This is a genomic window from Micromonospora sp. NPDC049679 (assembly GCF_040659735.1).
GTDB lineage: Bacteria > Actinomycetota > Actinomycetes > Mycobacteriales > Micromonosporaceae > Micromonospora_I.
Window position 1 is genome coordinate 24,995 of record NZ_JBFANZ010000001.1, and the last position, 26,719, is coordinate 51,713.

Annotated in this window: 30 protein-coding genes and 1 tRNA gene; 14 read left to right on the forward strand and 17 right to left on the reverse strand. The window is 72.8% G+C overall.

Annotated features, from left to right (window positions below; all coding sequences use genetic code 11):
• Positions 1-106: 106 nt before the first annotated feature.
• From AB0J06_RS00130 to AB0J06_RS00140, 3 genes are read right to left on the reverse strand one after another with little or no spacing between them, the layout of a single operon-like run.
• Positions 107-847, reverse strand: coding sequence for a YcnI family protein (locus AB0J06_RS00130; protein WP_357422859.1), 741 nt, complete (start codon positions 845-847; stop codon positions 107-109).
• 15 nt (positions 848-862) lie between these two features.
• The gene (locus AB0J06_RS00135) at positions 863-2,527 is read right to left on the reverse strand and encodes a copper resistance protein CopC (protein ID WP_357422861.1); all 1,665 of its coding nucleotides are present in this window, start codon (positions 2,525-2,527) and stop codon (positions 863-865) included.
• A 34-nt stretch (positions 2,528-2,561) separates the two neighbouring features.
• Positions 2,562-3,215 (reverse strand): zf-HC2 domain-containing protein, encoded by a 654-nt coding sequence (locus AB0J06_RS00140; protein WP_357422863.1) that lies wholly within the window; start codon positions 3,213-3,215, stop codon positions 2,562-2,564.
• Between the two features lie 175 nt (positions 3,216-3,390).
• On the opposite strand from AB0J06_RS00140, the gene AB0J06_RS00145 reads away from it, so the two are divergent.
• From AB0J06_RS00145 to AB0J06_RS00160, 4 genes are all read left to right on the forward strand, one after another.
• Positions 3,391-3,918 carry a sigma-70 family RNA polymerase sigma factor gene (locus AB0J06_RS00145; RefSeq protein WP_357423442.1) on the forward strand — a complete coding sequence of 176 codons (528 nt, stop codon included), beginning with the start codon at positions 3,391-3,393 and terminating at the stop codon, positions 3,916-3,918.
• A gap of 62 nt (positions 3,919-3,980) precedes the next feature.
• Entirely contained in the window at positions 3,981-4,469 is a 489-nt protein-coding gene (locus tag AB0J06_RS00150) for a MauE/DoxX family redox-associated membrane protein (protein ID WP_357423444.1), read from the forward strand.
• A gap of 7 nt (positions 4,470-4,476) precedes the next feature.
• The gene (locus AB0J06_RS00155; RefSeq protein WP_357422865.1) at positions 4,477-5,187 is read left to right on the forward strand and encodes a thioredoxin domain-containing protein; all 711 of its coding nucleotides are present in this window, start codon (positions 4,477-4,479) and stop codon (positions 5,185-5,187) included.
• Positions 5,184-6,344, forward strand: coding sequence for a hypothetical protein (locus AB0J06_RS00160; RefSeq protein WP_357422867.1), 1,161 nt, complete (start codon positions 5,184-5,186; stop codon positions 6,342-6,344). The genes AB0J06_RS00155 and AB0J06_RS00160 overlap by 4 nt, the downstream gene beginning before the upstream one ends.
• A 39-nt stretch (positions 6,345-6,383) precedes the next feature.
• Here AB0J06_RS00160 and AB0J06_RS00165 read toward each other — a convergent pair whose 3' ends face one another.
• Genes AB0J06_RS00165 through AB0J06_RS00180 form a run of 4 tightly spaced genes read right to left on the reverse strand, consistent with a single transcriptional unit; the run spans position 6,384 to position 9,043 of the window.
• Positions 6,384-7,175, reverse strand: a complete 792-nt coding sequence (locus AB0J06_RS00165) for an ABC transporter ATP-binding protein (RefSeq protein ID WP_357422869.1) — start codon at positions 7,173-7,175, stop codon at positions 6,384-6,386.
• A 14-nt stretch (positions 7,176-7,189) separates the two neighbouring features.
• A complete protein-coding gene (gene cbiQ / locus AB0J06_RS00170) occupies positions 7,190-7,960 on the reverse strand; it encodes a cobalt ECF transporter T component CbiQ (protein ID WP_357422871.1) in 771 nt (256 codons plus the stop codon).
• A gap of 4 nt (positions 7,961-7,964) precedes the next feature.
• Positions 7,965-8,312 carry a PDGLE domain-containing protein gene (locus tag AB0J06_RS00175; protein ID WP_357422873.1) on the reverse strand — a complete coding sequence of 116 codons (348 nt, stop codon included), beginning with the start codon at positions 8,310-8,312 and terminating at the stop codon, positions 7,965-7,967.
• Positions 8,309-9,043 (reverse strand): energy-coupling factor ABC transporter permease, encoded by a 735-nt coding sequence (locus tag AB0J06_RS00180; RefSeq protein WP_357422875.1) that lies wholly within the window; start codon positions 9,041-9,043, stop codon positions 8,309-8,311. The genes AB0J06_RS00175 and AB0J06_RS00180 overlap by 4 nt, the downstream gene beginning before the upstream one ends.
• A 140-nt stretch (positions 9,044-9,183) precedes the next feature.
• Between AB0J06_RS00180 and bcp the strand changes: the two genes are divergently transcribed.
• The 3 genes from bcp (at position 9,184) to AB0J06_RS00195 (ending at position 10,515) form a co-directional block, all read left to right on the forward strand.
• Entirely contained in the window at positions 9,184-9,660 is a 477-nt protein-coding gene (gene bcp, locus AB0J06_RS00185; protein WP_357422877.1) for a thioredoxin-dependent thiol peroxidase, read from the forward strand.
• 128 nt (positions 9,661-9,788) lie between these two features.
• Positions 9,789-9,870: transfer RNA gene (locus AB0J06_RS00190), tRNA-Leu, on the forward strand.
• Positions 9,871-9,996: 126 nt separating this feature from the next.
• A complete protein-coding gene (locus AB0J06_RS00195) occupies positions 9,997-10,515 on the forward strand; it encodes a GNAT family N-acetyltransferase (RefSeq protein WP_357422879.1) in 519 nt (172 codons plus the stop codon).
• A gap of 18 nt (positions 10,516-10,533) precedes the next feature.
• Here the strand turns inward: AB0J06_RS00195 and AB0J06_RS00200 are convergent, their stop codons facing one another.
• Complete coding sequence (locus AB0J06_RS00200; protein ID WP_357422881.1) at positions 10,534-11,349, reverse strand: MOSC N-terminal beta barrel domain-containing protein; 816 nt, start codon at positions 11,347-11,349, stop codon at positions 10,534-10,536.
• 65 nt (positions 11,350-11,414) lie between these two features.
• Positions 11,415-12,248, reverse strand: coding sequence for a class I SAM-dependent methyltransferase (locus tag AB0J06_RS00205; protein WP_357422883.1), 834 nt, complete (start codon positions 12,246-12,248; stop codon positions 11,415-11,417).
• A gap of 85 nt (positions 12,249-12,333) precedes the next feature.
• Between AB0J06_RS00205 and AB0J06_RS00210 the strand changes: the two genes are divergently transcribed.
• The 6 genes from AB0J06_RS00210 to hutH all read left to right on the forward strand — a co-directional run bounded on the left by AB0J06_RS00210 (position 12,334) and on the right by hutH (position 20,236).
• Positions 12,334-13,215 carry a MurR/RpiR family transcriptional regulator gene (locus AB0J06_RS00210; protein WP_357423446.1) on the forward strand — a complete coding sequence of 294 codons (882 nt, stop codon included), beginning with the start codon at positions 12,334-12,336 and terminating at the stop codon, positions 13,213-13,215.
• Between the two features lie 9 nt (positions 13,216-13,224).
• Positions 13,225-14,877, forward strand: a complete 1,653-nt coding sequence (gene hutU / locus AB0J06_RS00215; protein WP_357422885.1) for a urocanate hydratase — start codon at positions 13,225-13,227, stop codon at positions 14,875-14,877.
• Complete coding sequence (locus tag AB0J06_RS00220; protein WP_357422887.1) at positions 14,874-16,094, forward strand: allantoate amidohydrolase; 1,221 nt, start codon at positions 14,874-14,876, stop codon at positions 16,092-16,094. Before hutU ends, AB0J06_RS00220 begins: the two co-directional genes overlap by 4 nt.
• A 64-nt stretch (positions 16,095-16,158) precedes the next feature.
• Entirely contained in the window at positions 16,159-17,502 is a 1,344-nt protein-coding gene (locus AB0J06_RS00225; RefSeq protein ID WP_357422889.1) for a formimidoylglutamate deiminase, read from the forward strand.
• Positions 17,499-18,710 (forward strand): imidazolonepropionase, encoded by a 1,212-nt coding sequence (hutI, locus tag AB0J06_RS00230; RefSeq protein ID WP_357422891.1) that lies wholly within the window; start codon positions 17,499-17,501, stop codon positions 18,708-18,710. The genes AB0J06_RS00225 and hutI overlap by 4 nt, the downstream gene beginning before the upstream one ends.
• A complete protein-coding gene (gene hutH, locus AB0J06_RS00235; protein ID WP_357422893.1) occupies positions 18,698-20,236 on the forward strand; it encodes a histidine ammonia-lyase in 1,539 nt (512 codons plus the stop codon). Before hutI ends, hutH begins: the two co-directional genes overlap by 13 nt.
• A gap of 24 nt (positions 20,237-20,260) precedes the next feature.
• Here the strand turns inward: hutH and rdgB are convergent, their stop codons facing one another.
• The 4 genes from rdgB to AB0J06_RS00255 form a co-directional block, all read right to left on the reverse strand.
• Positions 20,261-20,887, reverse strand: coding sequence for an RdgB/HAM1 family non-canonical purine NTP pyrophosphatase (gene rdgB / locus AB0J06_RS00240; protein ID WP_357423448.1), 627 nt, complete (start codon positions 20,885-20,887; stop codon positions 20,261-20,263).
• Positions 20,888-20,919: 32 nt separating this feature from the next.
• The gene (rph, locus tag AB0J06_RS00245) at positions 20,920-21,648 is read right to left on the reverse strand and encodes a ribonuclease PH (protein ID WP_357422895.1); all 729 of its coding nucleotides are present in this window, start codon (positions 21,646-21,648) and stop codon (positions 20,920-20,922) included.
• Positions 21,649-21,743: 95 nt separating this feature from the next.
• Positions 21,744-22,490 (reverse strand): MBL fold metallo-hydrolase, encoded by a 747-nt coding sequence (locus tag AB0J06_RS00250; protein WP_357422897.1) that lies wholly within the window; start codon positions 22,488-22,490, stop codon positions 21,744-21,746.
• Positions 22,491-22,789: 299 nt separating this feature from the next.
• Positions 22,790-23,350, reverse strand: coding sequence for a hypothetical protein (locus AB0J06_RS00255; protein WP_357422899.1), 561 nt, complete (start codon positions 23,348-23,350; stop codon positions 22,790-22,792).
• A gap of 24 nt (positions 23,351-23,374) precedes the next feature.
• Here AB0J06_RS00255 and AB0J06_RS00260 point away from each other — a divergent pair, with 24 nt between their 5' ends.
• On the forward strand, positions 23,375-24,115 hold the full coding sequence (locus AB0J06_RS00260; RefSeq protein ID WP_357422901.1) for a hypothetical protein: 741 nt from the start codon (positions 23,375-23,377) through the stop codon (positions 24,113-24,115).
• Between the two features lie 68 nt (positions 24,116-24,183).
• Here the strand turns inward: AB0J06_RS00260 and AB0J06_RS00265 are convergent, their stop codons facing one another.
• The 4 genes from AB0J06_RS00265 to AB0J06_RS00280 all read right to left on the reverse strand — a co-directional run bounded on the left by AB0J06_RS00265 (position 24,184) and on the right by AB0J06_RS00280 (position 26,715).
• Complete coding sequence (locus tag AB0J06_RS00265) at positions 24,184-25,149, reverse strand: pyridoxal-phosphate dependent enzyme (protein ID WP_357422903.1); 966 nt, start codon at positions 25,147-25,149, stop codon at positions 24,184-24,186.
• A 12-nt stretch (positions 25,150-25,161) separates the two neighbouring features.
• Positions 25,162-25,506, reverse strand: a complete 345-nt coding sequence (locus tag AB0J06_RS00270) for a MoaD/ThiS family protein (RefSeq protein ID WP_357422905.1) — start codon at positions 25,504-25,506, stop codon at positions 25,162-25,164.
• A 65-nt stretch (positions 25,507-25,571) separates the two neighbouring features.
• The gene (locus AB0J06_RS00275) at positions 25,572-26,063 is read right to left on the reverse strand and encodes a M67 family metallopeptidase (RefSeq protein ID WP_357422907.1); all 492 of its coding nucleotides are present in this window, start codon (positions 26,061-26,063) and stop codon (positions 25,572-25,574) included.
• A 157-nt stretch (positions 26,064-26,220) separates the two neighbouring features.
• Positions 26,221-26,715: a DUF2017 domain-containing protein gene (locus AB0J06_RS00280; RefSeq protein ID WP_357423451.1), complete on the reverse strand. Its 495-nt coding sequence runs from the start codon at positions 26,713-26,715 to the stop codon at positions 26,221-26,223.
• Between the last annotated feature and the right edge of the window lie 4 nt (positions 26,716-26,719).

A 26,719-nucleotide genomic window follows, 5' to 3' on the forward strand; every position in this document is an offset into this window, starting at 1 on the left:
ACGGTGACGAGGTGAGCACGGGATGCCGTGCGGTCGCCGCGCCGGGCCACGCGGAAAAAAGCCGCCGGCCCGCCGGTCGTCCGGCGGGCCGGCGAATAGTGGCAGCTCAGGCCGCCGGCGTGCCGGCCGGCCGACGGGTACGGGCGAACGCGAGCCCGCCCAACGCCAGCCCACCCAGACCGGCGACCAGACCGGCGACGCCCAAGCCGAGCGCGACCGAGTTCCCCTCGTCCTCGTCGTCGTCCGCCGAGTCGCCCTTCGCCGCGCCGGCGGCCGGGGAGGCCGACGCGGCCGCCGCCGGGAGGAGCTTCAGCACCGGCGCCGGGTGCTCCGGCTCCTGCCCGCCGGCCGCCGGAGGCTCCTCGATCCAGCGCACGACGTTGCCGTCGGAGTAGGTCTGCAGCGCCTTGAACACCATCGTGTCGACCTTCGGCAGCGGGCCCATCGAGACCGGGAACTCCTGGAACTGCCCCCCCTTGATCCCCGCGTCACCGCTCGCCGTCCAGGTGATCTTCGAGACGGCCTCGGTGACCGGGCTGCCGTGCACCTCCAGCGGCGGCTCGAGCTTGCGCTTCTCCGTCGTCACCGTCCAGCCCGGCACCGGCATCGTCGAAACCGACGCGACCGGCGCGTTCTCCGGCAGCACCACCTCGACCTTCGTGGTGGCCGCCGTGTCGCTCTCGGTCGGCACCCGGAAGGCCAGCCGGCCGTAGCCGCCCTGCGTCGCCTCCTTCGGGTTGACCGAGACGTGCGCGGAGGCGGGAGCGGCGACGCCGAAGACGCCGACGAGGAGCGCTCCGAGGGCGAGGGCTGCCGCGGTGGTCGCGGAGCGCCGGTGACGCATCATGTTCTGACCTTTCCTCTACGTGATCGGCACGGTGACGGTCACCGTGGCCTGGTCGATGTCCGAGGTCCGCAGGGTGAAGCGGAGCTCCCAGTCGCCCGCGGTGGGCAGGCTGATCTCGCCGGTGGCGTGGTTGTCGGTGAGGGGCAGCAGCGGGACGTCGATCGGCTCGACCCCGCTGGCGGGCAGCGCCGCGGTGGCCTTCCACTCGACCACCGGCATCGGTTTGTTGTCCGGGGCGTAGGCGTCGAGATGCACGGAGTTGTTGCCCCGCTTCGCCGGGTCGATCTCCACCTGCAACGAGTAGAGGTTGCTGGTGAGCGTCGTGGAGAAATAGCCCGCTCCCTGCAGCTGCTCGTTGTCGGCCGCCGTGCGGGCCGGCGTGACCTGCACGAGCGTCGACGAGACGGCGAGCACGACCGCGGTGATGCCGAGCTCGATCCAGACCGCGCGCCGCATCCGCCCCGGCTGCCCGGCCGCGCTCCGCCGCACCACGAGCTGCCGGGAGTACGCGGCCACGGCGATCACCAGCGCGAAGAGCGCGATCTTCGCGCTGATCAGCCGCCCGTACGTGGTGGAGATCAACGCCGTCGGCGTGCCGACCTCGATCAGCGCCTGGACCGTGCCGGCGAGCAGCAGCGCGGTGACCGCGAGCGTCGCCCAGCGCGACCAGATCGGCAGGATCGCGCCGAGCTCGCGCTCGTTCGCCCACCGCAGCAGGAACCCGCCGAGCATCAGCAGCCCGCCCAGCCAGACCGCCATGCTGGCCAGGTGCACGGTGTCGACCACCACCGAGACGGCGGGCACCGGCGAGGCGGCCGGATGCCCGGCCAGCGGCCAGGTGGCGAGCCCGGCCACGGCGAGAACGCCCAGCAGCGGCCGATCGGCGCGGCCCTCGGTGCCGGCGAGCACCGGACGCAACAGCAGCGACGCGGCGAGCAGGATGCCGATCCGCACCAGCTGTGCGGTGCCGAACGGACTGCTCAACACCGTGCCCAGTCCGGCGGCGTCGACGTCGAGCACCCCGCCGCCCGCCGTGTACGGCACCTGCAGCCAGACGCCCGCCAGCGTCGAGAGCATGATCAGCCCCACCCCGGTCCAGACCAGCCGGGCCGGGCCGTTGCGGGAGAGCCGCCGCGGCCAGAGCAGGGCCAGCACGAGGACCGGTCCGACCAGCAGGACCAGCCCCGCGTAGCCGAGGAACTTGACCACCGGGATGGCCGCGGTGACCGCCGTGTCCACCTTCGAGGCGGTGTCCGAATCGCTCGGCGCCGCCGATGGGGCCCCCACCGAGTAGGTGTAGCCGCCGGCGACCGGGTGGCTGTCGGCCGAGATGACGCGGTAGCTGACCAGGTAGGTGCCGCGCTGACCGCCCGGGTCGACGGTGATGGTGACGACGGTTCCGTCGAAGCTCGGCTCGCCCCGGTCGACCCGCTTCCCGTCCGGACCGATCACCCGGATCTTGCCGGGCACCTGACGGACGGACTCGGAGAACGTGAGCACCACCTGGCCGGGCGCGGCCGCCAGCAGAAGGTCCGCCCTGGGGCTGCTGCTCACCAGGACGGCGTGCGCGCTGGCCGGCGCGGCCGGCGCGAGCAGCGCGGCGAGGAGCGGCAACAGGAACCCGACCAGCACGGCCGAGCGCGGCGCCCACCGGATCATCACGGGAGTCATGTCCGACATGCTCGCCGACCCGCACGGGCGGACGCGACCCGAGTCACCCGCGACCCGCCGCGGTCGCCGTTGAGACCGCCGCCGCCGGTCGGCCGCTGACCCGCCCCAACGCCCAGAGCAGCACCGCCTGCACCACCGCGGCCAGATGGCCGATCTCGTGCACCAGCAGGGTCGTCGAGTTGGCGATGTCGACCGCGCTGGTCCCGGCGAGGCAGACCGCGAGCACGAAAGCGACCGGCACGAACGCCTGCGCCCGCTCCGGTCGGTACGCGGCGAGGGCGAAGCCGACCGCGAGCGCCACGTCGAACGAGGCCATCTCCCGGCTGGTGTGCGCGTCGACGGCGACGCCGAGGCCGGCGAGAAGAATGGGGAGCGCGACGGCGAGCTGTGCGACGGCGGCGACGGCCACCGCGACCCGCAGGATCTGCCGCCGCCCCCGCGCGACCGCCGCCGCCCGCCGACGGGCCCCCGCCGCCCCGCGCGGGTCGGCCGCCACGGCGGCGAGCACCGTGGCGGTCAGATCGGGGACCTCCGCCACCTGCACCCGCACCGCCCGCGTCACCTGCTCGGCCCGCTCCAGCCACACCCGGCAGCCCGGGCAGCCCCGCAGGTGCCCGTCCATCAGCGCCACCGGCGTCTGCGGGTCCTCGCCGTCCAGCCGCGCCGACAGCGCGACCCGTATCTCGTCGCACCTCATGCCGAGATAGTCGGTGCGCGGGCGGTAAAAGTTCCCGCGCCCGTCGGATCACACGCACCGTGACGGGGTCCACACCGGCCGACTGCTCCGCGTACGCTGGCTTGCCGTGATCCCGGCCCAGCGCGACGCGTCGGTCGGCGTGCCCAGCCACGCCGACGATCCAGCCACCTCCCCGCTGGAGGCGTCGACGCACTGGGCGCTCGCCGCCCGCGACGGCGACCCCGTCGCCCAGGCCGCGTTCGTCCGCTCCACCCAGGCCGAGGTCTGGCGTTTCGTCGCGGCGCTGGTCGATCAGGGAAGCGCCGACGACCTGACCCAGGAGACCTACCTGCGGGCGTTCCGGGCGCTGCCGTCGTTCGCCGGCCGCTCCACCGCCCGCACCTGGTTGCTCGGCATCGCCCGCCGCGCCTGCGCCGACCACCTGCGGACCGTCGTCCGGCGGCGCCAACTCGACCAGCGCCTCGCCGTCCAGGCCCGGACCGACGCCCCGCACCCCGACCCGGCGCACCATCTCGGCGCCGCCGACCTGCTGCGCCGCCTCCCCGACGAGCGGCGCGGCGCCTTCGTGCTCACCCAGGTGCTCGGCCTCTCCTACGCGGAGGCGGCCGCTATCGAGCAGGTGCCGGTGGGCACGATCCGGTCCCGGGTCGCCCGCGCCCGCGCCGAACTCGTCGCGGCGATCGGCAACGCGCTCGCCAGCTGAGGTTATTTCTGCCGAAAGGCCGGAACCCTGGCCGGGACCGGAACGACTAATCAACCGTGACCATGGTGACCGAGCGCATGTCCCGCTGGCGGACGACGCAGCCCTGGCTGGGCACCGGTGCCCGGCTGGGGCTGGCCGCCGTGTGGCTCTACGCGGGCGCGACGAAGGTGGGTGACCTGGCCGCCTCGGGACGCGCCGTCAACGCCTACCGGATCATGTCGTACGACCTGGCCCAGGTGATCGGCGCCGCGCTGCCGTTCGTGGAGATCGCGCTCGGCGTACTCCTGCTCCTCGGCCTCGCCACCCGCCTCGCCGCCGGCGTCTCCGCGGCCCTGCTGGCGGTCTTCGTCGCCGGCATCGCCTCGGCCTGGGCCCGCGGGCTGGCGATCGACTGCGGCTGCTTCGGCAGCGGCGGCGAACTCGCCGCCGGCCAGCGCCCCAGCTACGGCCCGGAGATCCTGCGTGACCTCGGCTTCCTGCTGCTGGCCGCCTTCCTTCTGGTCTACCCCCGCACCCGACTGTCCCTGGATTCCTTCCTCGATCGACGGTGAGCATCCGATGAGCAAACGAGCGGAGCAGAAGCAGTCGGCGCGCGTGGTGCGCGACCAGATCGCGCGCGAACGGCGGCGACGCCGCACCCTGTGGACCTCGGTCATCGCGGTCGTCGCGCTGGTCATCGCCGGAACGATCGGGTACGGCGTCTACGCCAGCCAACGGCCGAGCAGCTACACCGCCCCGCCGGGGGCGACCGACGGCGGCGCCGCCGTGGCGGTCGGCAGCGGCCCCGTCAAGATCGACCTGTACGAGGACTTCATCTGCCCGAGCTGCCGGCGGTTCGAGCAGGAGAGCGGCGCCACGCTCGACCAACTCGTCGCCGCCAACAAGGTGACGTTGATCTACCACCCGGTCGCATACCTCGACCGCTTCTCCAGCACCCGGTACTCGACCCGCTCCTCCGCCGCCTCCGGCTGCGCCGCCGAGGGGGGCAAGTACCGGGAGTACGCCAAGGCGCTCTTCGAGCGGCAGCCGCCGGAAGGGGGCGCCGGGCTGAGCGACGACGAACTGGTCGCGGTCGGCACCGGCCTCGGTCTCGGAGATACCTTCGGTCAGTGCGTACGCAGCGGAAAGTACACGGCATGGACAGCACACGTCACGGACGTGGCCAGCAAGCGGGGCGTGACCGGCACCCCCAGCGCGTACGTCAACGGCAAGCCCACCGAGACCAACCCGCAGGCGATCGTCGCCGCCGTGGAGGCGGCGGGCAGATGATCCACCGCGCGCTCCTGGCCGCGGCCGCCGGCATCGTCGCCGCGTTGGCCGTCGCCGCCCCCGCCTCCGCGCACGGCGGCGACGCCCCCGACGGCACCAACTACCGCACCGCGGTGACCACCGTCACCCCCGCGGTCGACGGTCTCACCGTCCGCGCGGTCGAGGCCGGCGCCCGCATCGAACTCGTCAACCGCGGCGACCGCACGATCGAGGTGCTGGGCTACGAAGGCGAGCCCTACCTGGAGGTACGCCCGGACGGCGTCTACCAGAACCTGCGCTCCCCGGCGGCCTACCTCAACGAGACCCTCGCCGGCGACACCCAGCCCCCGGTCAGCGCCGACCCGACGCTTCCGCCCTCCTGGCAGCGGATCTCGACCGAGCCCGTGGCGCGCTGGCACGACCACCGCAGCCACTGGATGAGCGCCACCCCGCCGCCCGACGTGCGGGCCGACCCGAGCCGCACCCACCGCGTCCGCGACTGGGTCGTGCCGCTGCGCGACGGCGTCTCCCCTGTCGAGATCCGGGGAACGCTCGACTGGGTACCGCCGCCCAGCCCCGGCCTCTGGTGGGCGGTAAGCCTGCTCGGCGCCCTCGCGGTGGGCGCGCTCGGACTGCTCGCCGCCGAATCCCGTGCGGGGCGGGCCGCCACGGTCGGGCTCGCCACGCTCGCCACCTCGGGCGGGGTCCTCGCCATCGTCTACGCGGTCGCCCGCGAACTCGACGCCGGCGCCACGACCGTCGGCCCGATCCTGCAGGGGCTGCTGGTCGGGCAGGTCTGGCCGCTCCTCGCCGGGCTCGGCGCGATCGCCGCCGCCGGGTACGCCCTGGCCCGGCGGACGGCCACCGATTTCGCCCTCGCCCTGGCCGGCGCCTGTCTCGCCATCTTCGGCGGCGCCGCGAACGCCGCCGTCTTCGTCCGCTCGATCGCCCCGGTCCCCGGGCCGGCGGCGATGGCCCGGACCGCGATCGCCGTGGTCGTCGCGGCCGGCGCGGGCATGGCGCTCGCCGGCGCCCTGCGGATGCACGCCGCCTCCCGGGCGTTCCAGGCGTCTCACGCCCCCGCCCTTGATGCCGCCGCTCCCGACGCACCGGCTGATGGCGAGGATGTCCCGGCGACCGGTCCGCGTCCCGCGTCCGCCGGAGCAGACCCGGCCTGACGCGGACGCGCGGGCGCCTGCCGCCGAACTACTCCCTCATCACGCGGATCGTGAGAGCTGGGCGGCCGCGAGCGTCGGGTCGAAGCCGTACGGGAGCTCGAGGCGGTGCCCCGCCAGCAGCGCGGAATCGGCGAGCAGCTCGACCGTCGGGGCGTCCGCCACGATGCGGCCCTCGTCGAGCACCACCGACCGGTCACAGAGTTCCAGCGCGTACGGCAGATCGTGGGTGACCATCAGCAGCGTCACCGGCAGGGCCCGCAGGATCTCGGCCAGCTCGCGACGCGACGCCGGATCGAGGTTCGACGACGGCTCGTCGAGCACCAGGATCTCCGGGCGCATCGCCAGCACCGTGGCGACCGCCACCCGCCGGCGCTGACCGAACGACAGGTGATGCGGCGCGCGGTCCCGGTGCTCCGCCATGCCGACCGCCGCCAGCGCCTCGTCGACCCGCGCGGTCAGCTCCGCACCGCGCAGGCCGAGGTTGGCCGGGCCGAACGCCACGTCCTCCCCCACCGTCGGCAGGAAGAGCTGATCGTCGGGGTCCTGGAACACGATGCCGACCCGACGGCGGATCTCGGCGAGCGTGCGACGGTCGCGGTCGACGACCAGGCCGCCCACGGCGACCGTCCCGCCGTCGCCGGTCAGGATGCCGTTGAGGTGGAGCACCAGGGTGGTCTTCCCGGCGCCGTTCGGCCCGAGCAGCGCGACCCGCTCGCCGCGGGCAACGGTCAGGTCGACGCCGTCCAGGGCGACGTGTCCGTCGGGATAGGCGTAGGACACGCCGCGCACGTCCAGCGACGGGGTCGTATCCAGGCTGAGCTCGGCGGTCATCGCTGTTGTTCCCGTCAGATGAGGACCGTCGCCGTGACGGCGATGATGGCGGCGGCGAGCGGGATCGTCGCCGCCACCACCCATTGTCCCGCGGTCGCCGCGTCGGTCGAGTGCCAGGAGTTCGGCATCCGCCCCTCGTACCCCCGCGACACCATCGCCAGGTAGACCCGCTCACCGCGCTCGAACGCGCGCAGGAAGAGCGCACCGATCCCGGCGGCGAAGCCGCGAAGCTGCCACAGGAAGCGCGGGTCGTCGCCACGGGAAACCCGGGCGACGCGCATCCGTCGGGCCTCGCCGGCGAGCACGTCAAGGTAGCGCAGCATGAAGGTGGCGATCTGCGTGAGGATCTGCGGACACCGCAGCCGGTCCAGGCCGACGATCAGGTCGCGCGTCGTCGTGGTCGCCGCCAGGATCAACGACGCGAGTACGCCGAGCGTCCCCTTCGCCACGATGTTCCAGCCGCCGTAGAGCCCGTCGATCGACAACTCCAGCCCGAGCCAGGTGACCCGCTCGCCGCCACCGAGGAACGGCAGCGCGATCGCGAAGACCACGAACGGCACCTCGATCAGGGCCCGCCGGGACAGCCATCCCGGCCGCACCCGGCCGATGGCGGCGACCAGAACGATCAGCCCGGCGTAGCCGGCGAAGGCCCAGAGCGCCTCGCGCGGGGTGACGACCACCACGAGCGTGTACGCCACCATCGCGGCGATCTTCACCTCGGGCGGGAGCCGGTGCAGCGCGCTCGTCCGGTCGAGATGGAGCACGTGCGCGTGCTCGGCTCCCATCCGGCTATTCCGTGGTCACGGTCCGCTGGCCGCGCGCCAACCAGAAGATGCCGCCGCCGACCGCGAAGGTCAGCAGCACTCCGGCGACCCCGGAGAGCGCCGTGGACAGATAGGGGTTGTCGACGCCGCGCAGGCCGTAGTCGGCGAACGGGCTCTCCTCCCACTCGTGGGCCTTGGCGTTCCGCGCCATGCAGGCTCCGCCGGTGATCTCGCCCGCCGCGTCGAGGGCGCAGCCCTTCGTCGAAGCCGAGTCGAGCCCGTCGGGCGAACCGGAGGCGACGTTGCTCACCACCCCGGCGAGGAAGAGCGCCACCAGCAGACCGCTCAGGACGAACCACGTCGTGCGCTTCATGCGACACCTCCGGCGGTGGATACGGACGGCGTCGTCGCGGGCTTCGCGGCTTGCGCGCGGCGCAGGCCGCGCAGCGCGTACACCAGATCGGGACGCGTCTTCGCGACGGTGACCACGGTGGTGGCCGCGATCAGACCCTCGCCGATGCCGATCAGCGTGTGGGTGCCGGCCATCGCCGCGGCGATGTCACCCAACCCGTACGTGGCCAGCTTCGTGGTCCCGCCGAGGGCGTACTGGACGACGAAGCTCAGCGACGCCGCGACCACGCTGACGACGGAGGCGGCGAAGGCGGTGATCGCCAGGCCGGTCGGGGTGCGCGGCAGCACCCGCAGCAGGAGCGCGATCAGCGCGTACGCCGCGGCGGTGCCGACCAGCGCCATGTTGACGATGTTGGGGCCGAGCGCGGTGATCCCACCGTCGGCGAAGACCAGCGCCTGCACGACCAGCACGACCGAGACGCAGAGCGCGCCGACCCACGGGCCGACCAGGAGCGCGGCGAGCGCCCCGCCCAGCAGGTGACCGCTGACGCCCGGGAGCACCGGGAAGTTGAGCATCTGGACGGCGAAGATGAAAGCCGCGACCAGGCCGGCCATCGGCGCGAGCCGGTCGTCGAGGTCGCGGCGGCCACGGACCACGCAGAACGCGAACGCGATCGCCGCCAGCACCAGGTACGCGACGGAGACGGGGGCGTCGAGCACCCCGTTCTGGATATGAAGTGCGAGCTCCTGCACCGTGGTCCCTCCCTGGCCGTCCGAATACCGCGCCGACGGATCTTCAGCTTATTTCCGGACGTCCGTTGTTGCCAAGTTCTTGCAACAAGCCGACTCCCGGCCACCGTCCGACCCACCCCCCGACCGGTAGGGTTTGCCCCATGACCGATGGCTCCCGCCTCGCCCCCGGCGATCTCGCGCCCGACTTCGCGCTCCCCACCGACACCGGCGAGACGCTCTCCCTCAAGGAGTTGCGCGGCCGCAAGGTGCTGCTCTACGCCTACCCGGCCGCGATGACCCCGGGCTGCACCAAGCAGGCCTGCGACTTCCGCGACTCGCTCGCGTCCCTGCAGACCTCCGGGTACGAGGTCGTCGGCATCTCACCCGACAAGCCGGCGAAGCTCGCCCAGTTCCGCGAGCGCGACGCCCTCACGTTCCCGCTCGTCTCCGACCCCGACAAGGCCGTGCTGACCGCCTACGGCGCATACGGCGAGAAGCAGCTGTACGGCAAGACCGTCACCGGGGTGATCCGCTCGACCTTCGTCATCGACGAGGACGGGAAGATCGAAAAGGCGCTCTACAACGTCAGGGCCACGGGCCACGTCGCCAAGCTCCGCAAGGACCTGGGCCTCGACTGAACGGTCAGCCACGGGACGGTCTCCACGATCCTGCGCGAGGCGGGCCTCAACACGATCGCCGCCCGCATCGCCGCGGGACGCCGCGGTGAGCCCGCGGCGGCCGGGACGCTTTAGACTTTCTCGGACGCGCGGGAGTGGCGGAATCGGCAGACGCGCGGGATTTAGGTTCCCGTGCCTTCGGGCGTAGGGGTTCAAGTCCCCTCTTCCGCACGACGCAACCGGCCCGGTCCGGGGATTCACACCATCCCCGGGCCGGGTTTCTTCGCATTGTTACGTGCGACACGGATGGCGGCAATCGCATGGGACGCCCCTGCGGTCCGGTGAAGGATGGCGGGCATGGAGCTGCGCTTCGTTCTCGATCCCGAACTCACCGTGGATCTGCGGGAGCAGATCGTCTCGCTCTGGACCGACGTGACCAACGCCGGCGGCGCGGTCGGCTTCGTCGCGCCGGTCACCCGCGAACAGGTCCGGGTGACCGCCGACGGCGCCTTCGCCGGGGTCGTCGAGGGACACGACCGGCTGCTGGTCGGATACGAGGACGGGCGCCTGGTGGCGCTCCTCTTCTTCGTCGGCAACCGGTTCGTGCTCAAAGACCACTTCTGCGTCCTGAAGCGGGTGATGATCCACCCCGACTGTCAGGGCCGCGGCTACGGCGTGGCGCTGATGCGCGAAGCCGAGCGCATCGGCCGCACCGTCGGCTGGGACGCGCTGCACATCACGGCGCGCGGCGGGCTCGGCCTGGAGGCGTTCTACGAGCGTTGCGGCTACAAGGAGGTCGGTCGGCTGCCGGGGGCGCTGCGGGTGGCGCCGGGTGACGACCGCGACGAGATCCTGATGTGGCTCTCGCTGGACTGAGCGTCGTGGCGTGACGAGCTAGGACAGCGGCTCCAGCGGGTCGCCGACGGCGATCTTGCCAGTGCCGTCGGGGATGAGGTTGAGGCCGAAGAGCAACCCCTGGTCGACGTTGCGGTGCTTTCCCAGCACGTGCAGCGGCTGCCGTCCCTTCTCGCCACTCTCCTGGTCGATGGTGGTCACCACGCAGCGGCCGCACGGCTTGACCGCCCGGAAGACGACGTCGCCGATCCGGATGCGCCGGCCGACCCAGTCGTCCTCGGCCCACGGCTGCGCCCCGGTGACCACGACGTTCGGGCGGAAGCGCGTCATCGGCAGCGGCCCTTCGACATCGCCGGACTCCAGCAACCAGCCGTTGAGCGCGTCGAGCGAAGCGGCGTTGGCCAACAGCAACGGATAGTCGTCGGCGAAGCTGACCCGGTCGGTGGGCGTGCTGTAGGCGGGGTCGATGGGGCGCCGGGTCGGGTCGTCGAGCCAGACCAGGCGCACCGGGCGGCCGAGGACGTCACCGAACCACTCATCGGCGGCATCGCCGGCGCGCGACGCCGCCATTGTGGACTTCCAGACCGTCACGTCGATCAGTTCTTTGCCGCCCGGGCGGGGCACCCGCAGCTCGGGTCGGCCCGCGCCCCGTACGGTCAGCCCGCCGTCCGGCTCGGGCAGAGGTTGGAGCTGGGTCAGCAGCGGCGTGTCGCGCTGTGTCAGCGCCTGCCCGTCGGGCTGTGTCAGCAGCCACCGGCGGTCGCCGGCCAGACCCCAGGGCTCCACCTCCGCGCCGTCGTGGTCCAGCCGGTGACAACCCTTGATCGGGTACGTGTGCAGCGATGCGATCCGCATGCCGCCAGCGTTCCACGGTGCCGCGCCGCGATTCAAGGAGGTTGGCGCCGGGGCCGGGGCATGGGTTACCAGGCGAGGCCGATGCCGTCGCCGGGGAACCAGTGGCGGGCGGGGGTTTCGCGGTAGGCGAGGAATCGCCGGCCGGTCCGCTCGGCGTGCTCGGCGAGCACGTTGGTGACGGTGACGTTGTCGGTGAGCAGCAGGGCGCCCGGCGCGAGCCGCGGCTCGATCGCCTCGAACTCGCGGCGCTCGTGTGCGACGCTGTGGTCGCTGTCGTGCAGGAAGAGGTCGACCGGGGTGTCCAGCGCGCCGATCGAGGCGATCGAGTCGCCGATCACCAGATCCACCACATCGGCCCAGGGCTGCTTTTTGGCGAGGTAGCCCGCTTCGGGGTTGATGTCGAGCGAGGTGACGCGTCCCGGGTTGCCCTCGGCGGCGTTACGCAGCAGCGCCGCGGCGAGCACACAGCTGCCGAGTCCCTTGTCGACACCGGTCTCGACGATGTGGGCGGGGCGTTTCGCGCGCACGATGGCGTACCAGCCGATGCGGCGGGCGTAGCGCACCTGGCGGTCGGCGAGGCCGCGGCGGGCGGAGTTCGCCGTGGCCTGCTCGATGTGCCGGCGCAGGTCGGCGTCGGAATCGATCTCGGCGAGGTACGCCTTCACCTGCTTGACGCTGACGTCGCAGGTGACGCTGACGAACCAGGCCAGGTGCTCGCGGCTGAGCCGGGTCAGGTCGTAGGTGTAGTTGTGGTGCTCCCGGGAGGTGAAGAGCCACCGGGCCGAGGCGCCGAGCACGCGGGCGTCGTGCCGGGCCACCCGGACCAGCCGCTTGGGGAACGCGGCGACGGGGGCGAGAGGGGTGCGAGCGATGGCGCGCCGGAAACTGGTGGCAGTCACGCGCAGGTTTTATCACGAACCGAGTGACTCATTGCACCCTGAATGAAGTCATGCATAGAGTCAGGCCGTGAATGACAGCGGCGTCATGGCGGGTGAGCAGGCCGAGCGTGTCCTTGACCTGTTCCAGGGCGTGCGCCTGACCCCGACGCAGCGCCGCATCGCGCAGAGTCTGGTCCGGCACGCCGCCGCGGCCGCGTTCATGTCCGCCGCGGAGGTCGCCGAGCTGGCCCGGGTCAGCCAGCCGTCGGTCACCCGGTTCGCCATGGCGCTCGGCTACGACGGCTTTCCGGCGCTGCGCCGCCAACTGCGCGCACTCACGGCCAACCACGGGGCACCGGGCGGCGCCGGGTCCGCCGGGTCGCTGACCGGGTCGGCCGGGGTAGGCCCCGCGGACAACGAGCTGCAGCGGGCGGTCCGGGCCGAGATGGAAAACCTGCACCACCTGGCCGATCAGCTCACCGACCGGGAACGGGTGCGCACGGCCGGCGCTCTCCTCGCCGCGAGCCGACCGCTGCCGGTCCTCGGGCTCCGCGCCGCCGCGCCGCTGGCCGCGTACTTCGCGTATTTCGCCGCGAAGGTCCATCCGGACGTGCGGGTGCTCGACTCCGGCGGCAGCCTGCTCGCCGACCGGCTCGATCAGGCCCGCGCGGCCGGGGCGACCGCACTGCTCGCCATCGTGCTGCCCCGCTATCCGCGCGAGTCGATCGAGGCCATGCGGGAGGCGCGCGCCGCGGGCATGTCGATCGTGGCCATCACCGACTCGGCGGTCAGCCCCGCCGCCGAGCAGGCGGACATCGCGCTTCCCGCCGCGGTCGGCGCCCAGCTCGTCTTCGACCTGCACACCGCCCCGATGGCGCTGTCGATGGTGCTGCTGCAGGCCATCTGCGACGCCGCGCCGAGCGAGGCGCAGCACCGCCTCGAGGAGTTCGAACGCTCCGCCAACCGGCGACACGTGTTCGTCAGCTAGGGAGATCCGATGTACCAGCCCGTGCGCGCTCCGCGCGGCACCACCCGCACCGCCCCCGGCTGGCCCCAGGAGGCGGCCATGCGGATGCTCATGAACAACCTCGACCCGGAGGTGGCCGAGCGCCCCGAGGACCTCGTCGTCTACGGCGGCACCGGGCGCGCGGCACGGGACTGGCCGTCGTACCACGCGATGGTCCGTACGCTGAGCACCCTCGCCGACGACGAGACGATGCTCGTCCAGTCCGGACGTCCGGTCGGGGTCTTCCGTACGCACGAGTGGGCGCCGCGGGTGCTGCTCGCCAACTCGAACCTGGTCGGCGACTGGGCCACCTGGCCCGAGTTCCGCCGGCTCGAGCAGCTCGGCCTGACCATGTACGGGCAGATGACCGCCGGCTCGTGGATCTACATCGGCACGCAGGGCATCCTGCAGGGCACGTACGAGACGTTCGCGGCGGTGGCCGAAAAGCGCTTCGGCGGAAGCCTCGCCGGCACGCTGACCCTCACCGCCGGCTGCGGCGGAATGGGCGGCGCCCAACCGTTGGCGGTCACCATGAACGGTGGCGTCTGCCTCATCGTCGACGTCGACCCCGCCCGGCTGGCCCGCCGGGTCGAGACGCGCTACCTGGACACGGTGGCCGACTCCCTCGACGCCGCGGTGGAGTTGGCGATGGCGGCCAAGCGGGAGCGGCGCGCGCTCTCCGTCGGCGTGGTCGGCAACGCGGCGGTCGTCTTCCCCGAGCTGCTGGTCAGGGGCGTCGAAATCGACATCGTCACCGACCAGACCAGCGCCCACGATCCACTCTCCTACCTGCCGGTGGGGATCGAACCGGCCGACGCCGCCGAGTACGCCGCCGCCAAGCCGGCGGAGTTCACCGACCGGGCACGCGCGTCGATGGCCCGGCACGTCGCGGCGATGGTCGGGTTCCTCGACGCCGGCGCCGAGGTCTTCGACTACGGCAACTCGATCCGCGGCGAGGCGCAGCTCGCCGGGTACGGGCGGGCGTTCGATTTCCCCGGCTTCGTGCCGGCGTACATCCGGCCGCTCTTCTGCGAGGGGAAGGGCCCGTTCCGCTGGGCCGCGCTCTCCGGTGACCCGGCCGACATCGCCGCGACGGACCGCGCCGTGCTCGACCTCTTCCCGGAGAACGAGTCGCTCGCCCGGTGGATCCGGATGGCCGGCGAGCGGGTCGCCTTCCAGGGGCTGCCGGCGCGCATCTGCTGGCTCGGGTACGGCGAACGGGACAAGGCCGGCGTGCGGTTCAACGAGATGGTCGCCTCCGGCGAACTCTCCGCACCGGTCGTGATCGGCCGCGACCACCTGGACGCCGGGTCGGTCGCCTCGCCGTACCGGGAGACCGAGGCGATGGCCGACGGCTCGGACGCGATCGCCGATTGGCCGCTGCTGAATGCGCTGGTCAACACCGCGAGCGGCGCCTCGTGGGTGTCGATCCACCACGGCGGCGGCGTCGGCATCGGCCGGTCGCTGCACGCCGGGCAGGTCTGCGTGGCCGACGGCACCGCGCTGGCCGGGCAGAAGATCGAACGGGTCCTCACCAACGATCCCGGGATGGGCGTCATCCGTCACGTGGACGCCGGCTACGACCTGGCCCGCGATGTCGCCGGGGAGCACGGCGTCCGCGTTCCGATGGCCGAGCGGGCATGACGTCGTTCCGGAGCCTGTGGGACGAGATCGCGCCGATCGGCCGCGACCCGGGCAGCGGCGGCTACCTGCGGTACGCGTGGACCGAGCCGGAGCGACAGCTACGGGCGTGGTTCCACACACAGGCGGACCGGCGCGGCATGTCGGTGCGGGAGGACGGCAACGGCAACCTGTTCGCCTGGCTGGGCGATCCTGGGCGGGGCGATCCTGAGCGGGGCGACGCGGTCCTGACCGGCAGCCACTTCGACTCGGTGCCGCAGGGCGGCGGCTACGACGGCCCGCTCGGCATCGTCAGCGCGTTCCTCGCCGTCGACGAGCTACGCGCGCGCGGCGTCGAGCCGCGCCGGCCGCTCGGCGTCGTCGCCTTCGCCGAGGAGGAGGGGGCCCGTTTCGGGGTGCCGTGCCTCGGCTCGCGGTTGTTGACCGGGGCGCTCGACCCGGGCCGCGCCGCCGCGCTGACCGACCGCGACGGCATCACCCTCGGCGAGGCGCTGGGCGCCCGGCCGGCCGGCGCCGATCCCGAACTACTGGCGCGGATCGGCACCTTCGTCGAGCTCCACGTCGAGCAGGGGCGCGCGCTGGCCGAGCTGGCGGCGCCGATCGGCGTGGCGAGCGCGATCTGGCCGCACGGGCGGTGGCGGCTGGACTTCAGCGGCGAGGGGAACCACGCGGGCACCACCCGGATGGCCGACCGGCACGATCCGATGCTCACGTACGCGTACACGGTCCTGGCCGCGAACAAGGAGGCGCGGCTGCGCGGCGGTCACGCCACGATGGGACGGGTGGCGGTGGAGCCGAACGCGACCAACGCGATCCCGTCGCTGGTGCGCGGCTGGCTCGACGTCCGCGCCGCCGACGCCGCGACCCTCGACGGACTGATCGAGGCGGTGGCGGCCCGCGCCGCGGACCGCGCCGCGGGCGATGGCACCGCGGTCCGGCTGACCGAGGAGTCGATGAGCCCGATCGTCGAGTTCCACGGGGGACTCACCGCCCGGATCTGCACCAGGCTGGCGACACAGACGGGTGTGCGGGTCCCGGTGCTCCCCACCGGAGCCGGCCACGACGCCGGGGTGCTGTCGGGACACGTGCCCACCGCGATGCTCTTCGTCCGCAATCCCACCGGCGTCTCCCACTCACCGGCCGAGGCGGCCACCGACGCCGACTGCGAGGCCGGGATCGCCGCACTGGCGACCGTGCTCGAGGAGCTGGCATGCCGGTGACCGACGCAGGCTCGCACAGCGCCGTGACAGCACGGACGGTTCAGCTCGACAGCGGGCCGACACCATGACCACACCTGCGCGGTGGCACGCGGCGCACGCCTGGCTCGACGACGGCGGCGACGCGGGACCGGTCGCGGACGTGCTCATCGAAGTCGCCGACGGGCGTTTCACCGCCATCGAGTCGGGTGTCAGCGCACCCCCGCCGGACGCCACCCGGCTGCCCGGCGTCACCCTGCCGGGGTTGGCCAACGCCCACTCGCACGCGTTCCATCGGGCGCTGCGCGGGCGCACCCACGCCGGCGCGGGCACCTTCTGGAGTTGGCGGGACCGGATGTACGAGGTCGCCGCCCGGCTCACCCCGGAGAGCTACCTGGCGCTGGCGCGCGCGACCTACGCGGAGATGGCGCTCGCCGGGATCACCTGCGTCGGCGAATTCCACTACCTGCACCACGCGCCGGGCGGCATCCGCTACGCCGATCCACACGCGATGAGCGTGGCACTCGTGGAGGCCGCGGCGCACGCCGGCATCCGGCTCACCCTGCTCGACACCTGTTACCTGACGGCGTCGGTCGACGGAGCGCCGTTGACCGCGGCCCAGCGACGGTTCGGCGACGGTGACACGGCACGCTGGGCCGAGCGCGCCGGTGACTTCACGCCCGCCGGCGCGCACACCCGGCTCGGGGCGGCGATCCACTCCGTGCGTGCGGTGCCCGCCGCGCAGTTGCCCGAGGTGGTGCGCTGGGCGGAGCAGCGGGACGCGCCCCTGCACGTGCACCTGTCGGAGCAGCGGGCCGAGAACGACGCGTGTCTGGCGTACCACGGCCGGACCCCGACCCAACTGCTCGCCGACGCGGGCGCGCTCGGCCCGCGCACGACGGCGGTCCACGCCACCCACCTGGTCGGCGGTGACCTCGCTGCGCTCGGCGGCAGCGGCACGGGGTCCTGCCTCTGCCCCACCACCGAGCGGGACCTGGCCGACGGGATCGGCCCGGCACGCGCGCTGGCCGACGCCGGCAGCCCGCTGAGCCTCGGCAGCGACAGCCACGCCGTCATCGACCTCTTCGAGGAGTCGCGCGCGGTCGAGCTGGACGAACGGCTGCGCACCGAACGGCGCGGCCATTTCAGCCCCGCCGAGCTGGTGCGCGCCGCGACCGCCGCCGGCCACGCCGCGCTCGGCTGGGCCGATGCCGGGCGGATCGCGGTCGGGCAGCGCGCCGACCTGGTCACCGTCCGATCGGACAGCCCGCGCACCGCCGGGACCGACCCGGCCGGTCTCATCTTCGCGGCGACCGCCGCGGACATCACACAGGTCATCGTCGACGGACGGCTCGTGGTCCGCGACGGCCGCCACGTCTCGGTCGACGTGCCGGCCGCGCTCCGCGCCGCGATCCGGGAGGTGCTGCCGTGACGCTGCTGATCGACAACATCGGCGAGCTGGTCACCAACGTGGCCGGCAGCGGCGAGGGCGGGCCGCTCGGTATCCGACGCAAGGCGGCGCTGCTGGTCGAGGAGGGGCGGGTCGCGTGGATCGGACCGGCGCGGTACGCACCCGCCGCCGACCACCGCCTCGACGCCGGGGGCGCCGCCGTGCTGCCGGGATTCGTCGACACCCACGCCCATCTGGTCTTCGCCGGGGACCGCGCCGCCGAGTTCGCCGCGCGGATGTCCGGGCAGCCGTACACCGGCGGCGGCATCCGCACCACCGTCGCCGCGACCCGCGCCGCGAGCGACGCGGAGCTGCGCGGCGGCGTCGCGCGCCTGCGCCGCGAGGCGCTCCTCCAGGGCAGCACCACGATCGAAATCAAGAGCGGGTACGGGCTCAGCGTCGCCGAGGAGGCGCGTTCGCTGCGGATCGCCCGTGAGTTCACCGACGAGACCACATTTCTCGGCGCCCACATGGTGCCGGCCGAGTACGCCGACCGCCCCGACGACTACGTCGGGCTGGTCTGCGGACCGATGCTGGCGGCCGCACTGCCCTACGCCCGCTGGATCGACGTCTTCTGCGAACGGGGCGCCTTCGACGCCGACCACGCGCGGGCGATCCTCACCGTCGGGCAGGCCGCCGGACTCGGGGTACGGGTGCACGCCAACCAGCTCGGTCCCGGCCCCGGCGTGCAGCTCGGGGTGGAGCTCGGTGCGGCCAGCGTCGACCACTGCACCCACCTGAGCGACGCCGACGTCGACGCGCTCGCCTCGACCCGGTCCGACTGCCTGTGCGCGGACGGCGGACACCCGACCACGGTGGCGACGCTGCTGCCCGGGGCGGAATTCTCCACCCGGTCGCCCTACCCGGACGCGCGACGGCTGCTCGACGCGGGAGTCACCGTGGCGCTGGCGACGGACTGCAACCCCGGTTCGTCGTACACCTCGTCCCTGCCCTTCTGCATCGCGCTCGCCGTGCGGGAGATGGGGATGACCCCGGCCGAGGCGGTCTGGGCCGCCACGGCGGGGGGCGCGCGGGCGCTGCGCCGCGACGACATCGGGGTGCTGCGCCCCGGCGCCCGCGCCGACCTGCTCCTGCTCGATGCCCCATCCCACCTGCACCTGGCCTACCGGCCGGGTGTTCCCCTGATAACTCAAGTCCTGCACAGCGGAGTGCCGCAATGCCAACCGTGACCGTTCAGCCCACCGGGGTCTCCCCCGCCGACGTCCTCGCCGTCGCGCGCGGCGACGCCCACGTCCTCCTCGCCGAATCCACTATGGAGGCGATGGCGACCAGCCGCGAGATCGTCGACGGAATCGAGCGTGCCGGCCGACCCGTCTACGGCGTCTCGACCGGATTCGGCGCCCTGGCCAACACCTCCATCGCCCCCGAGCGCCGCTCCGAACTGCAGCACGCGCTGATCCGCTCACACGCCGCCGGCGTCGGCGCCCCCATGCCACGTGAGGTGGTCCGGGCGATGATGCTGCTGCGGGTCCGCTCGCTGGCACTCGGCCGTTCCGGCGTCCGTCCCCTGGTTGCGCAGGCCCTCGTCGATCTCCTCAACCACGACATCACCCCGTGGGTGCCCGAGCACGGCTCGCTCGGCGCCTCCGGCGACCTCGCCCCGCTCGCGCACTGCGCGCTGGTGCTGCTCGGCGAGGGATGGGTGCTGGACAAGTCCGGGGCACGGCACGACGGCGGAGAGGCGCTGCGCCGGGCCGGGCTGCAGCCGATCGAGCTGGCCGCCAAGGAGGGGCTGGCGTTGATCAACGGTACCGACGGGATGCTCGGCATGCTCCTGCTGGCCAGCCACGACGCGGCGCACCTGTTCGCGATGGCCGACGTCACCGCGGCGCTCGCCATCGAGGCGATGCTCGGCTCCGAACGGCCGTTCCTGCCCGAGCTGCACAGCATCCGCCCGCACCCCGGCCAGGCCGTCTCCGCGGCCAACATCCACCGGCTGCTGCAGGCCTCGGCCATCATGGATTCGCACCGCGACGACCTGGCGCACGCCGTGCAGGACGCCTATTCGATGCGCTGCGCCCCGCAGGTCGCCGGTGCGGCCCGCGACACCCTGTCCTTCGTGGACACCGTGGCGGCACGGGAACTCGTCTCGGTGGTGGACAATCCCGTCGTCCTCCCGGACGGACGGGTCGAGTCGACCGGCAACTTCCACGGCGCGCCGCTGGGTTTCGCCGCCGACTTCCTCGCCATCGCCGCCGCGGAGGTCGGCGCGATCGCCGAACGCCGTGTCGACCGGCTGCTCGACGTCACCCGCTCCCGCGAGCTGCCCGCGTTCCTCTCCCCCGACGCCGGGGTCAACTCCGGCCTGATGATCGCCCAGTACACGGCGGCGGGCATCGTCGCGGAGAACCGCCGGCTCGCCTCCCCCGCCTCCGTGGACTCGCTGCCCACCTCCGGCATGCAGGAGGACCACGTCTCGATGGGCTGGGCGGCGACGAAGAAGCTGCGTACCGTCCTGGACAACCTCACCAGCCTGCTGGCGGTCGAGCTGCTCGCCGCGGTCCGTGGCCTGCAGCTCCGCGCGCCGCTCACGCCGTCACCGGCCGGGCGGGCAGCCGTCGAGGCGGTGGCCCGGTTCGCCGGCGAACCGGGCCCCGACATCTTCCTCGCCCCCGTGATGGAGGCGGCGCGAGCTGTGGTGAGCGGCCGTGAACTGCGCACGGCCATCGAGTCCGAACTCGGGCCCCTGGCGTAGGAAGCGCCGCGCCCGACGCCTGCGCTACCCGGTCGCGCCGGCCGGGAGCACCTTGGCGATCACCGGGGCGAGGGCGCGGAACGCCTTGCCCCGGTGGCTGATCGCGTCCTTCTCCTCCGGCGACAGCTCCGCGTTGGTCCGGGTCTGGCCATCGGCGAGGAAGACCGGGTCGTACCCGAATCCGCCCGTGCCGCGCGGTGCGCGCAGCAGCCGACCGCTCTGCCGGCCGTCGACCAGATGCTCCTTACCGCCCGGCAACACGAGCGCCGCGGCGCAGACGAACGACGCGCCGCGGTGCTCGTCCGGCACGTCGGCGGTCTGGGCGAGCACCAGCTCCAGGTTGGCCCGGTCATCGCCGTGCCGCCCGGCCCATCGGGCGCTGAAGACGCCCGGCATGCCGTTGAGCGCGTCGACCGCGATCCCGGAATCGTCGGCGACGGTCGGCAGGCCGGTGTACGCGACGCCCTCCCGGGCCTTCAGCAACGCGTTCTCACCGAAGGTCAGGCCGGTCTCCGGCACCTCCTGATACTCCGGTACGTCGTTCAGCCCGACCAGTTCGATGCGGTGCCCGCCGAGCGCCGCGTCGAGGATGCGCTGCAGCTCCACCAGCTTCTTGCTGTTACGGGTGGCGAGCAGCAGCCGGGTCGGCAGAACGCCGCCGGCGGCCACCCCGTCCGCGCCGGTCACTGGGCCAGCGCCGTGCGCTGCGCCTGGACAAGCTCCGCGCAGCCGGCCACCCCGAGGTCGAGCAGCGCGTTGAGCTGGTCCCGGGCGAAGACGTTCGCCTCGCCCGTCCCCTGCACCTCCACGAAGTCACCCTCGCCGGTGCAGACCACGTTCATGTCCACCTCGGCGGCGACGTCCTCCAGGTAGCAGAGGTCCAGCCGCGCCTCGCCCTCGATGATGCCGACGCTCACCGCGGCGACCTCGCGATGGATCGCCTGGGCCGGCTTGCCGGCGAGCAGCTTGCGCCCCGCCATCCAGGTCACCGCGTCGTGCAGCGCCACGTACGCGCCGGTGATCGCGGCGGTCCGGGTGCCGCCGTCCGCCTGCAGCACGTCGCAGTCGAGCACGATGGAGTTCTCGCCCAGCGCCTTCAGGTTGACGCAGGCCCGCAGGCTCCGCCCGATCAGTCGGGAGATCTCGTGGGTACGGCCACCGACCCGCCCCTTGACGCTCTCCCGGTCCGACCGGGTGGTGGTCGCCCGGGGCAGCATCGAGTATTCGGCGGTCACCCAGCCCAGGCCCGAGCCCTTGCGCCAGCGCGGCACCCCCTCGGTGACGCTCGCGGTGCAGAGCACCCTGGTGTCGCCGAACGCCACGAGGACGGAGCCTTCGGGATGGATGCTCCAGTGCCGGGTCAGCGTCACCGGCCGCAGCTGGTCGGGCTCTCGCCCGTCGGGTCGCGCCATGCAGGAAGCCTATGTGCTCGCCGGATCGCGGTGAGCCGGGGTGTCGGAGAAGATCGCGCGCCGCGCAATGCCGGGCACCGTCGGGGCAGCCGCCGTCAGACGTCGTAGCGGGCGCCCGGCCGGACGATCTCGACCGGTCCGGCGAACGTGGAGGTTGCTTCCTCGTGCGTCAGCGACTCGCTGCCCCACGCCGCGACCAGATGGGTGAGCAGCAGCTTGCCGACCCCGGCCTTCGTCGCGATTTCGCCCGCCTCGCGACCGGTCAGGTGCAGGTCCGGCGGGTTCTCCACCGCGTCGAGGTAGCTCGCCTCGCACAGGAACAGATCGGCGCCCTGCGCCAACCGCAGCAGCGCCTCGCACGGGGCGGTGTCCGACGAGTAGACCAGCGAGCGGCCACCGTGTTCCAGCCGTACGCCGTAGGTCTCCACCGGATGGTTCACCTGGTCGACCGTCACCGTGAACGGGCCGATCGGGAAGCTGCCGGGCTGCAGCCCGTAGAAGGTGTAGACGTCCTCGACCGAGCCCTCGTCCGCGCTGTAGGCGGTGGCGATCCGCTCCGGCGCGCCGGCCGGGGCGTACACCGGCAACGGCGGATAGGGGCCGTCCGGGGCGTACCGACGCACCACCACATACGTGCACGCGTCGAGCATGTGGTCGCAGTGCAGGTGCGTGAGCAGGATCGCGTCGATCGAGTGCAGACCGGCGTAGCGCTGCAGGGCGGAGAGTGACCCGGAGCCGAAATCAATCAGGAGGCGGAATCCCTCGGCCTCCACAAGGTATGCCGAGCAGGCCGACTCCGGACCGGGAAAACTGCCGGCACAGCCGAGAACGGTCAAGCGCATCCGGCTGTCCCGGAGTTATGAGCGGACAGGGACAGCCCGCCGACAACCGCGTCGAAGATCCGTACCGGCGAGTCAGTCACGGTGCGCAGCCTACGCTGTGACCAGTGCAGGCAAGAAAGGTCTGATCGAACTTGTCGCCAAGGTGACAGCGGGCCTGCTCCAGCCACCGAACTACTTCGCTGACAGCACCGCCGTTACGCGTAGTGAGACGAATCCGTTGCACAGCGTAAAGGCTCGCCGGGCTCCGGCGGGCGGTACGCAGAGCAGGACGGTGAGCCGTGTCCACGCAAGGCGACAAGTCATCTCTCCGTACCGGCGCCGCGCCGGTCGACCCGCCAACTCCCGCTTCCGACGCCCTGCCCGGACACCCGGCTGAGCCCACGGAGCAGCCCGGCCCCGGGCCCGACCAACCGCCGGCGGCCGACGAACAGCCGACGACGGAAGATCCGGGCGCGCCCGCCGGGCAGCCGGCGACCGGACAACCGGTGTCGGAGCAGCCGGTCCCGGTGTCGGAGCAGCCGGTCGCAGAGCAACCGGTGGCAGAGCAACCCGTGGCAGCGCAACCCGTGGCAGCGCAGCCGGCGCCGGAAGGACCGCCCGCCGTGCCGGAGCAGCGGGCCGGCGCGAATGACGCATCGGCAGAGGAGCCGGTCGCGGTACCCGAACAGCGCGCCGCGGCCGAAGACCGGCCGGAACACGCGGAAGAGCACGCGGGTCAACCCGCGGAGGAGCCGCCGGAACGGATCCCGGCCGAAGCTGGGCAACTCGCGGTCGAATCGGAACAACTCGCGGCGGTGCCCGAGCAGCGGACCGGCCCGGATGACGAACCGGCAGGCGAACGGGGCGCGGTACCGGAACAACGCACCGCCGCGGAAGACCAGCCGATGCGGACCCGGGAGCGGTCGGCGGAACCGGCCGAGCACCCGGGCACGGCGGCGGCGGAACAGGCCGCAGCCACCGCCGAGCCGCCCCCCACCGCGCCCGAGCAGCGGCTCGAACCGGACGAACAACCCGCGGACGAGCCCGGCGCGACACCGGAGCAGCGAAAAGAAGCGGAGGAACCAGTCGACCGGGCGGAGGAGGCACCGGCCCTACCGGAACAGCGGGCGGAGGAGGCCCCGGCCCTACCGGAACAGCGGGGGGCGATGCCCGAGCCGGTCGAGCGGGACGCCACGCAACGGGCGAAAGGCTGGCAGAAGTCGGCGGCGACGGAAGACCGTCCCTTGTGGGCACCCCGGCGTCCAATGGAGCCACCGCCCCCCGACGAGCCGCGGCCCACGTTTCCCGAAGCCGCGCAGCACCGTCGCCGGATCACCACGGTGTTCCGGTTACCGGCCCCGGCCGACCCGAGCCCCGCGTCCGGCCGACTGCTGGCGATGTGCGCGTGGGCCACGGCTCTCGGGATCCTCGGGCTCGCTGTCGCACTCCGGGGAATGGTCGGGATCCTGGCGAAGGCGGTCCCGACCTGGTACGAGCCCGCCCTGATCGCCGCCGGACTCGCCGGCATCGTGCTGACCGTCGGCGGCTTCAGCTCGGTGCAGCGGCCACGCCTCCCGTGGATCATGCTGGCGCTGGCGACCGTGCCGCTGATCGCGGCGCTCGGCCTGACCGTCGACGCGCTCTAGCCCACCCCGCCGCGCCGCTCGCTGCTCCCCGCCTCTTCGCGGAGGCGGGGAGCAGCGAGCGGCGGGGCTCAGGCCCAGAGTTGACCTTCGAGGGCCTCCTCGGCATCCGCGAGGGTGCCTCCGTAGGCGCCGGTGGAGAGGTATTTCCAGCCGCCGTCGGCAACCAGGAAGGCCACGTCCGCCCTTCGCCCCGCCTTCACCGCCTCGTGCGCGACGGCGAGCGCCGCATGCAGCACCGCCCCCGTGGAGAAACCGACGAAGAGCCCTTCCACCTCGACGAGTTGCCGGGTGCGGAGCACCGCGTCACGGGTGCCGACGGAGAAGCGCCGGGTCAGCACGTTCGCGTCGTACAACTCGGGCACATAGCCCTCGTCGATGTTGCGCAGCCCGTAGACCAGCTCGCCGTAACGGGGTTCCGCGGCGATGATCTGGATGCCCTCGACCTTTTCCCGGAGGTAACGCCCGGTGCCCATGAGCGTCCCCGTGGTGCCCAGCCCGGCCACGAAATGGGTGATCGTGGGCAGGTCGCGGAGCAGCTCGGGGGCGGTTGTCTCGTAGTGGGCGCGCGCGTTCGCCTCGTTGCCGTACTGGAAGAGCATCACCCAGTCCGGGTGTTCGGCGGCGATCTGCTTGGCGGTCGCGACCGCCTGGTTGGAGCCGCCCGCGGCCGGCGAGAAGATGATCTCCGCGCCGTACATGCGGAGCAGCTGCACCCGCTCGGATGAGACGTTCTCCGGCATCACGCAGACCAGGCGGTAGCCGCGCAGCTTCGCCACCATCGCCAGGGCGATGCCGGTGTTACCGCTGGTCGGCTCGAGGATCGTGTCACCCGGCCGGAGCTGGCCGGCCTCCTCCGCCGCGCGCACCATGAACAACGCCGCCCGGTCCTTCACCGAACCGGTGGGGTTGCGGTCCTCCAGTTTCGCCCACAGTCGCACCGGTGGCGCCCCCTCGGGCACCACCGGGGAGAGGCGGGGCAGCCCCACCAGGGGCGTGCCGCCGCAGGCGTCGAGCAGGCTCTCGTACCGGGCCATGGCGGCCCGTCCTCAGCGGCCGGCGACCGGAGCGGCCGCGGTCCCGTGCTGGATGATCGCTGCCGCGGCGGCGAACCCGAGCGCTCCGCCGGCCACGGCCGGCAGGATGGTCACGGTGTCACCGTCGGAGAGCTTGGCGTCCAACGACCCGAGGAATCGGACATCCTCGTCGTTGACGTAGATGTTGACGAAGCGGTGCAGCGCGCCCTCGTCGGTGATCAGCCGGCCACGCAGGCCGGAGAACTTGCCGTCGAGGTCGATCAGGAGATCGCCGAGAGTTTCGCCGACGCCTTCGACGACCTTCGCGCCGCCGGTGTAGCTGCGCAGGATGGTGGGGATACGAACTTCGATGGCCATGACGTGCTCCTAGAAAACGACGGTGTGATGGAAAGCGGACTGCGGTGACGTGCGCGGCGGCTGGGTCAGCGGCCGGGCGAACACTCGTAGTCGACCGTCGCCGGGCTCTGCCCGAACATGTACGACTGAACGGCGTGCGGATCCACGCTCGCATCGACGACGTGGACCGGCTCTTCGGTCACCACCCCGTCCACGATGCGGAACGAGCGGATCTCCTCCGTCTGCTCATCGCGGGTGGAGACCAGCAGGTAGTGCGCCCCAGGCTCGCCGGCGAACGAGATGTCGGTGCGGGACGGGTAGGCCTCGGTCGCGGTGTGCGAGTGGTAGATCACCACCGGCTCCTCGTCGAGATCGTCCATCTCGCGCCACACCCGCAACTGCTCCATGGAGTCGAACTCGTAGAACGTCATCGACCGCGCGGCGTTGTCCATCGGGATGTGCCGGGTCGGGGTGTCACTGCCGGCCGGGCCCGCGACGACGCCGCACGCTTCGTCCGGGTGGTCCCGACGCGCGTGCGCCACGATCGCGTCCATGATCGACCGGTCGATACTCAGCACGACGCCCAGCCTACCGCCTCTGTGCGGGCATCTCGCGGTGGCAGGTGTCACGTCCGGCCGGCACCTCCCGGCGACGCGCCGCGGGTTTGCGGTGGCGACGACGCGGAACGCGGCCGACGCCGGAAAACCGGTGCGGTGTGGCGTCGGCGGGCCGGCGTCAGACCAGCAACGCGTTGAGCAGCGACTCCTGCAGGTAGCCGAGGTAGGCGTAGACGGAGAGCTGAAATACCCGGGCCGAGGTCGGGTCGTGCAGCACCGCGTCGTCGAGCTCGTCGCCGAGGTCGGTGTCGTTCTTGATGTCGAGTCGTACGCCCATCGCCAGCCGGGCGTCGTTCAGCGCGCGCAGCCACGCCTCCGCGGCCTCGGCGTCGAGCCGCACCTCGCCCCCGGCCGTGTCCGGGAGCGCGGCCAGAATCGCCCCCGCTTGGTCGATCTTGGAGGTCTTCAGGTCTCCCTCGGTGTAGCGGCGGAACTCGGCGGAGTCGGCCGGATCTTCGGGATAGGTGTCGGGGAAGAGGCGACCCACCACCGGATCGTCGTGATCGAAGCCCTCGGTGAGCAGCCCGACCACCTCCGAGGCCACCTTGCGCAGCACCCGCACCTCGTCAGCGGCGAAGGTGGCCACGCAGAACCCACCCTGCCGACGGAACATCGTC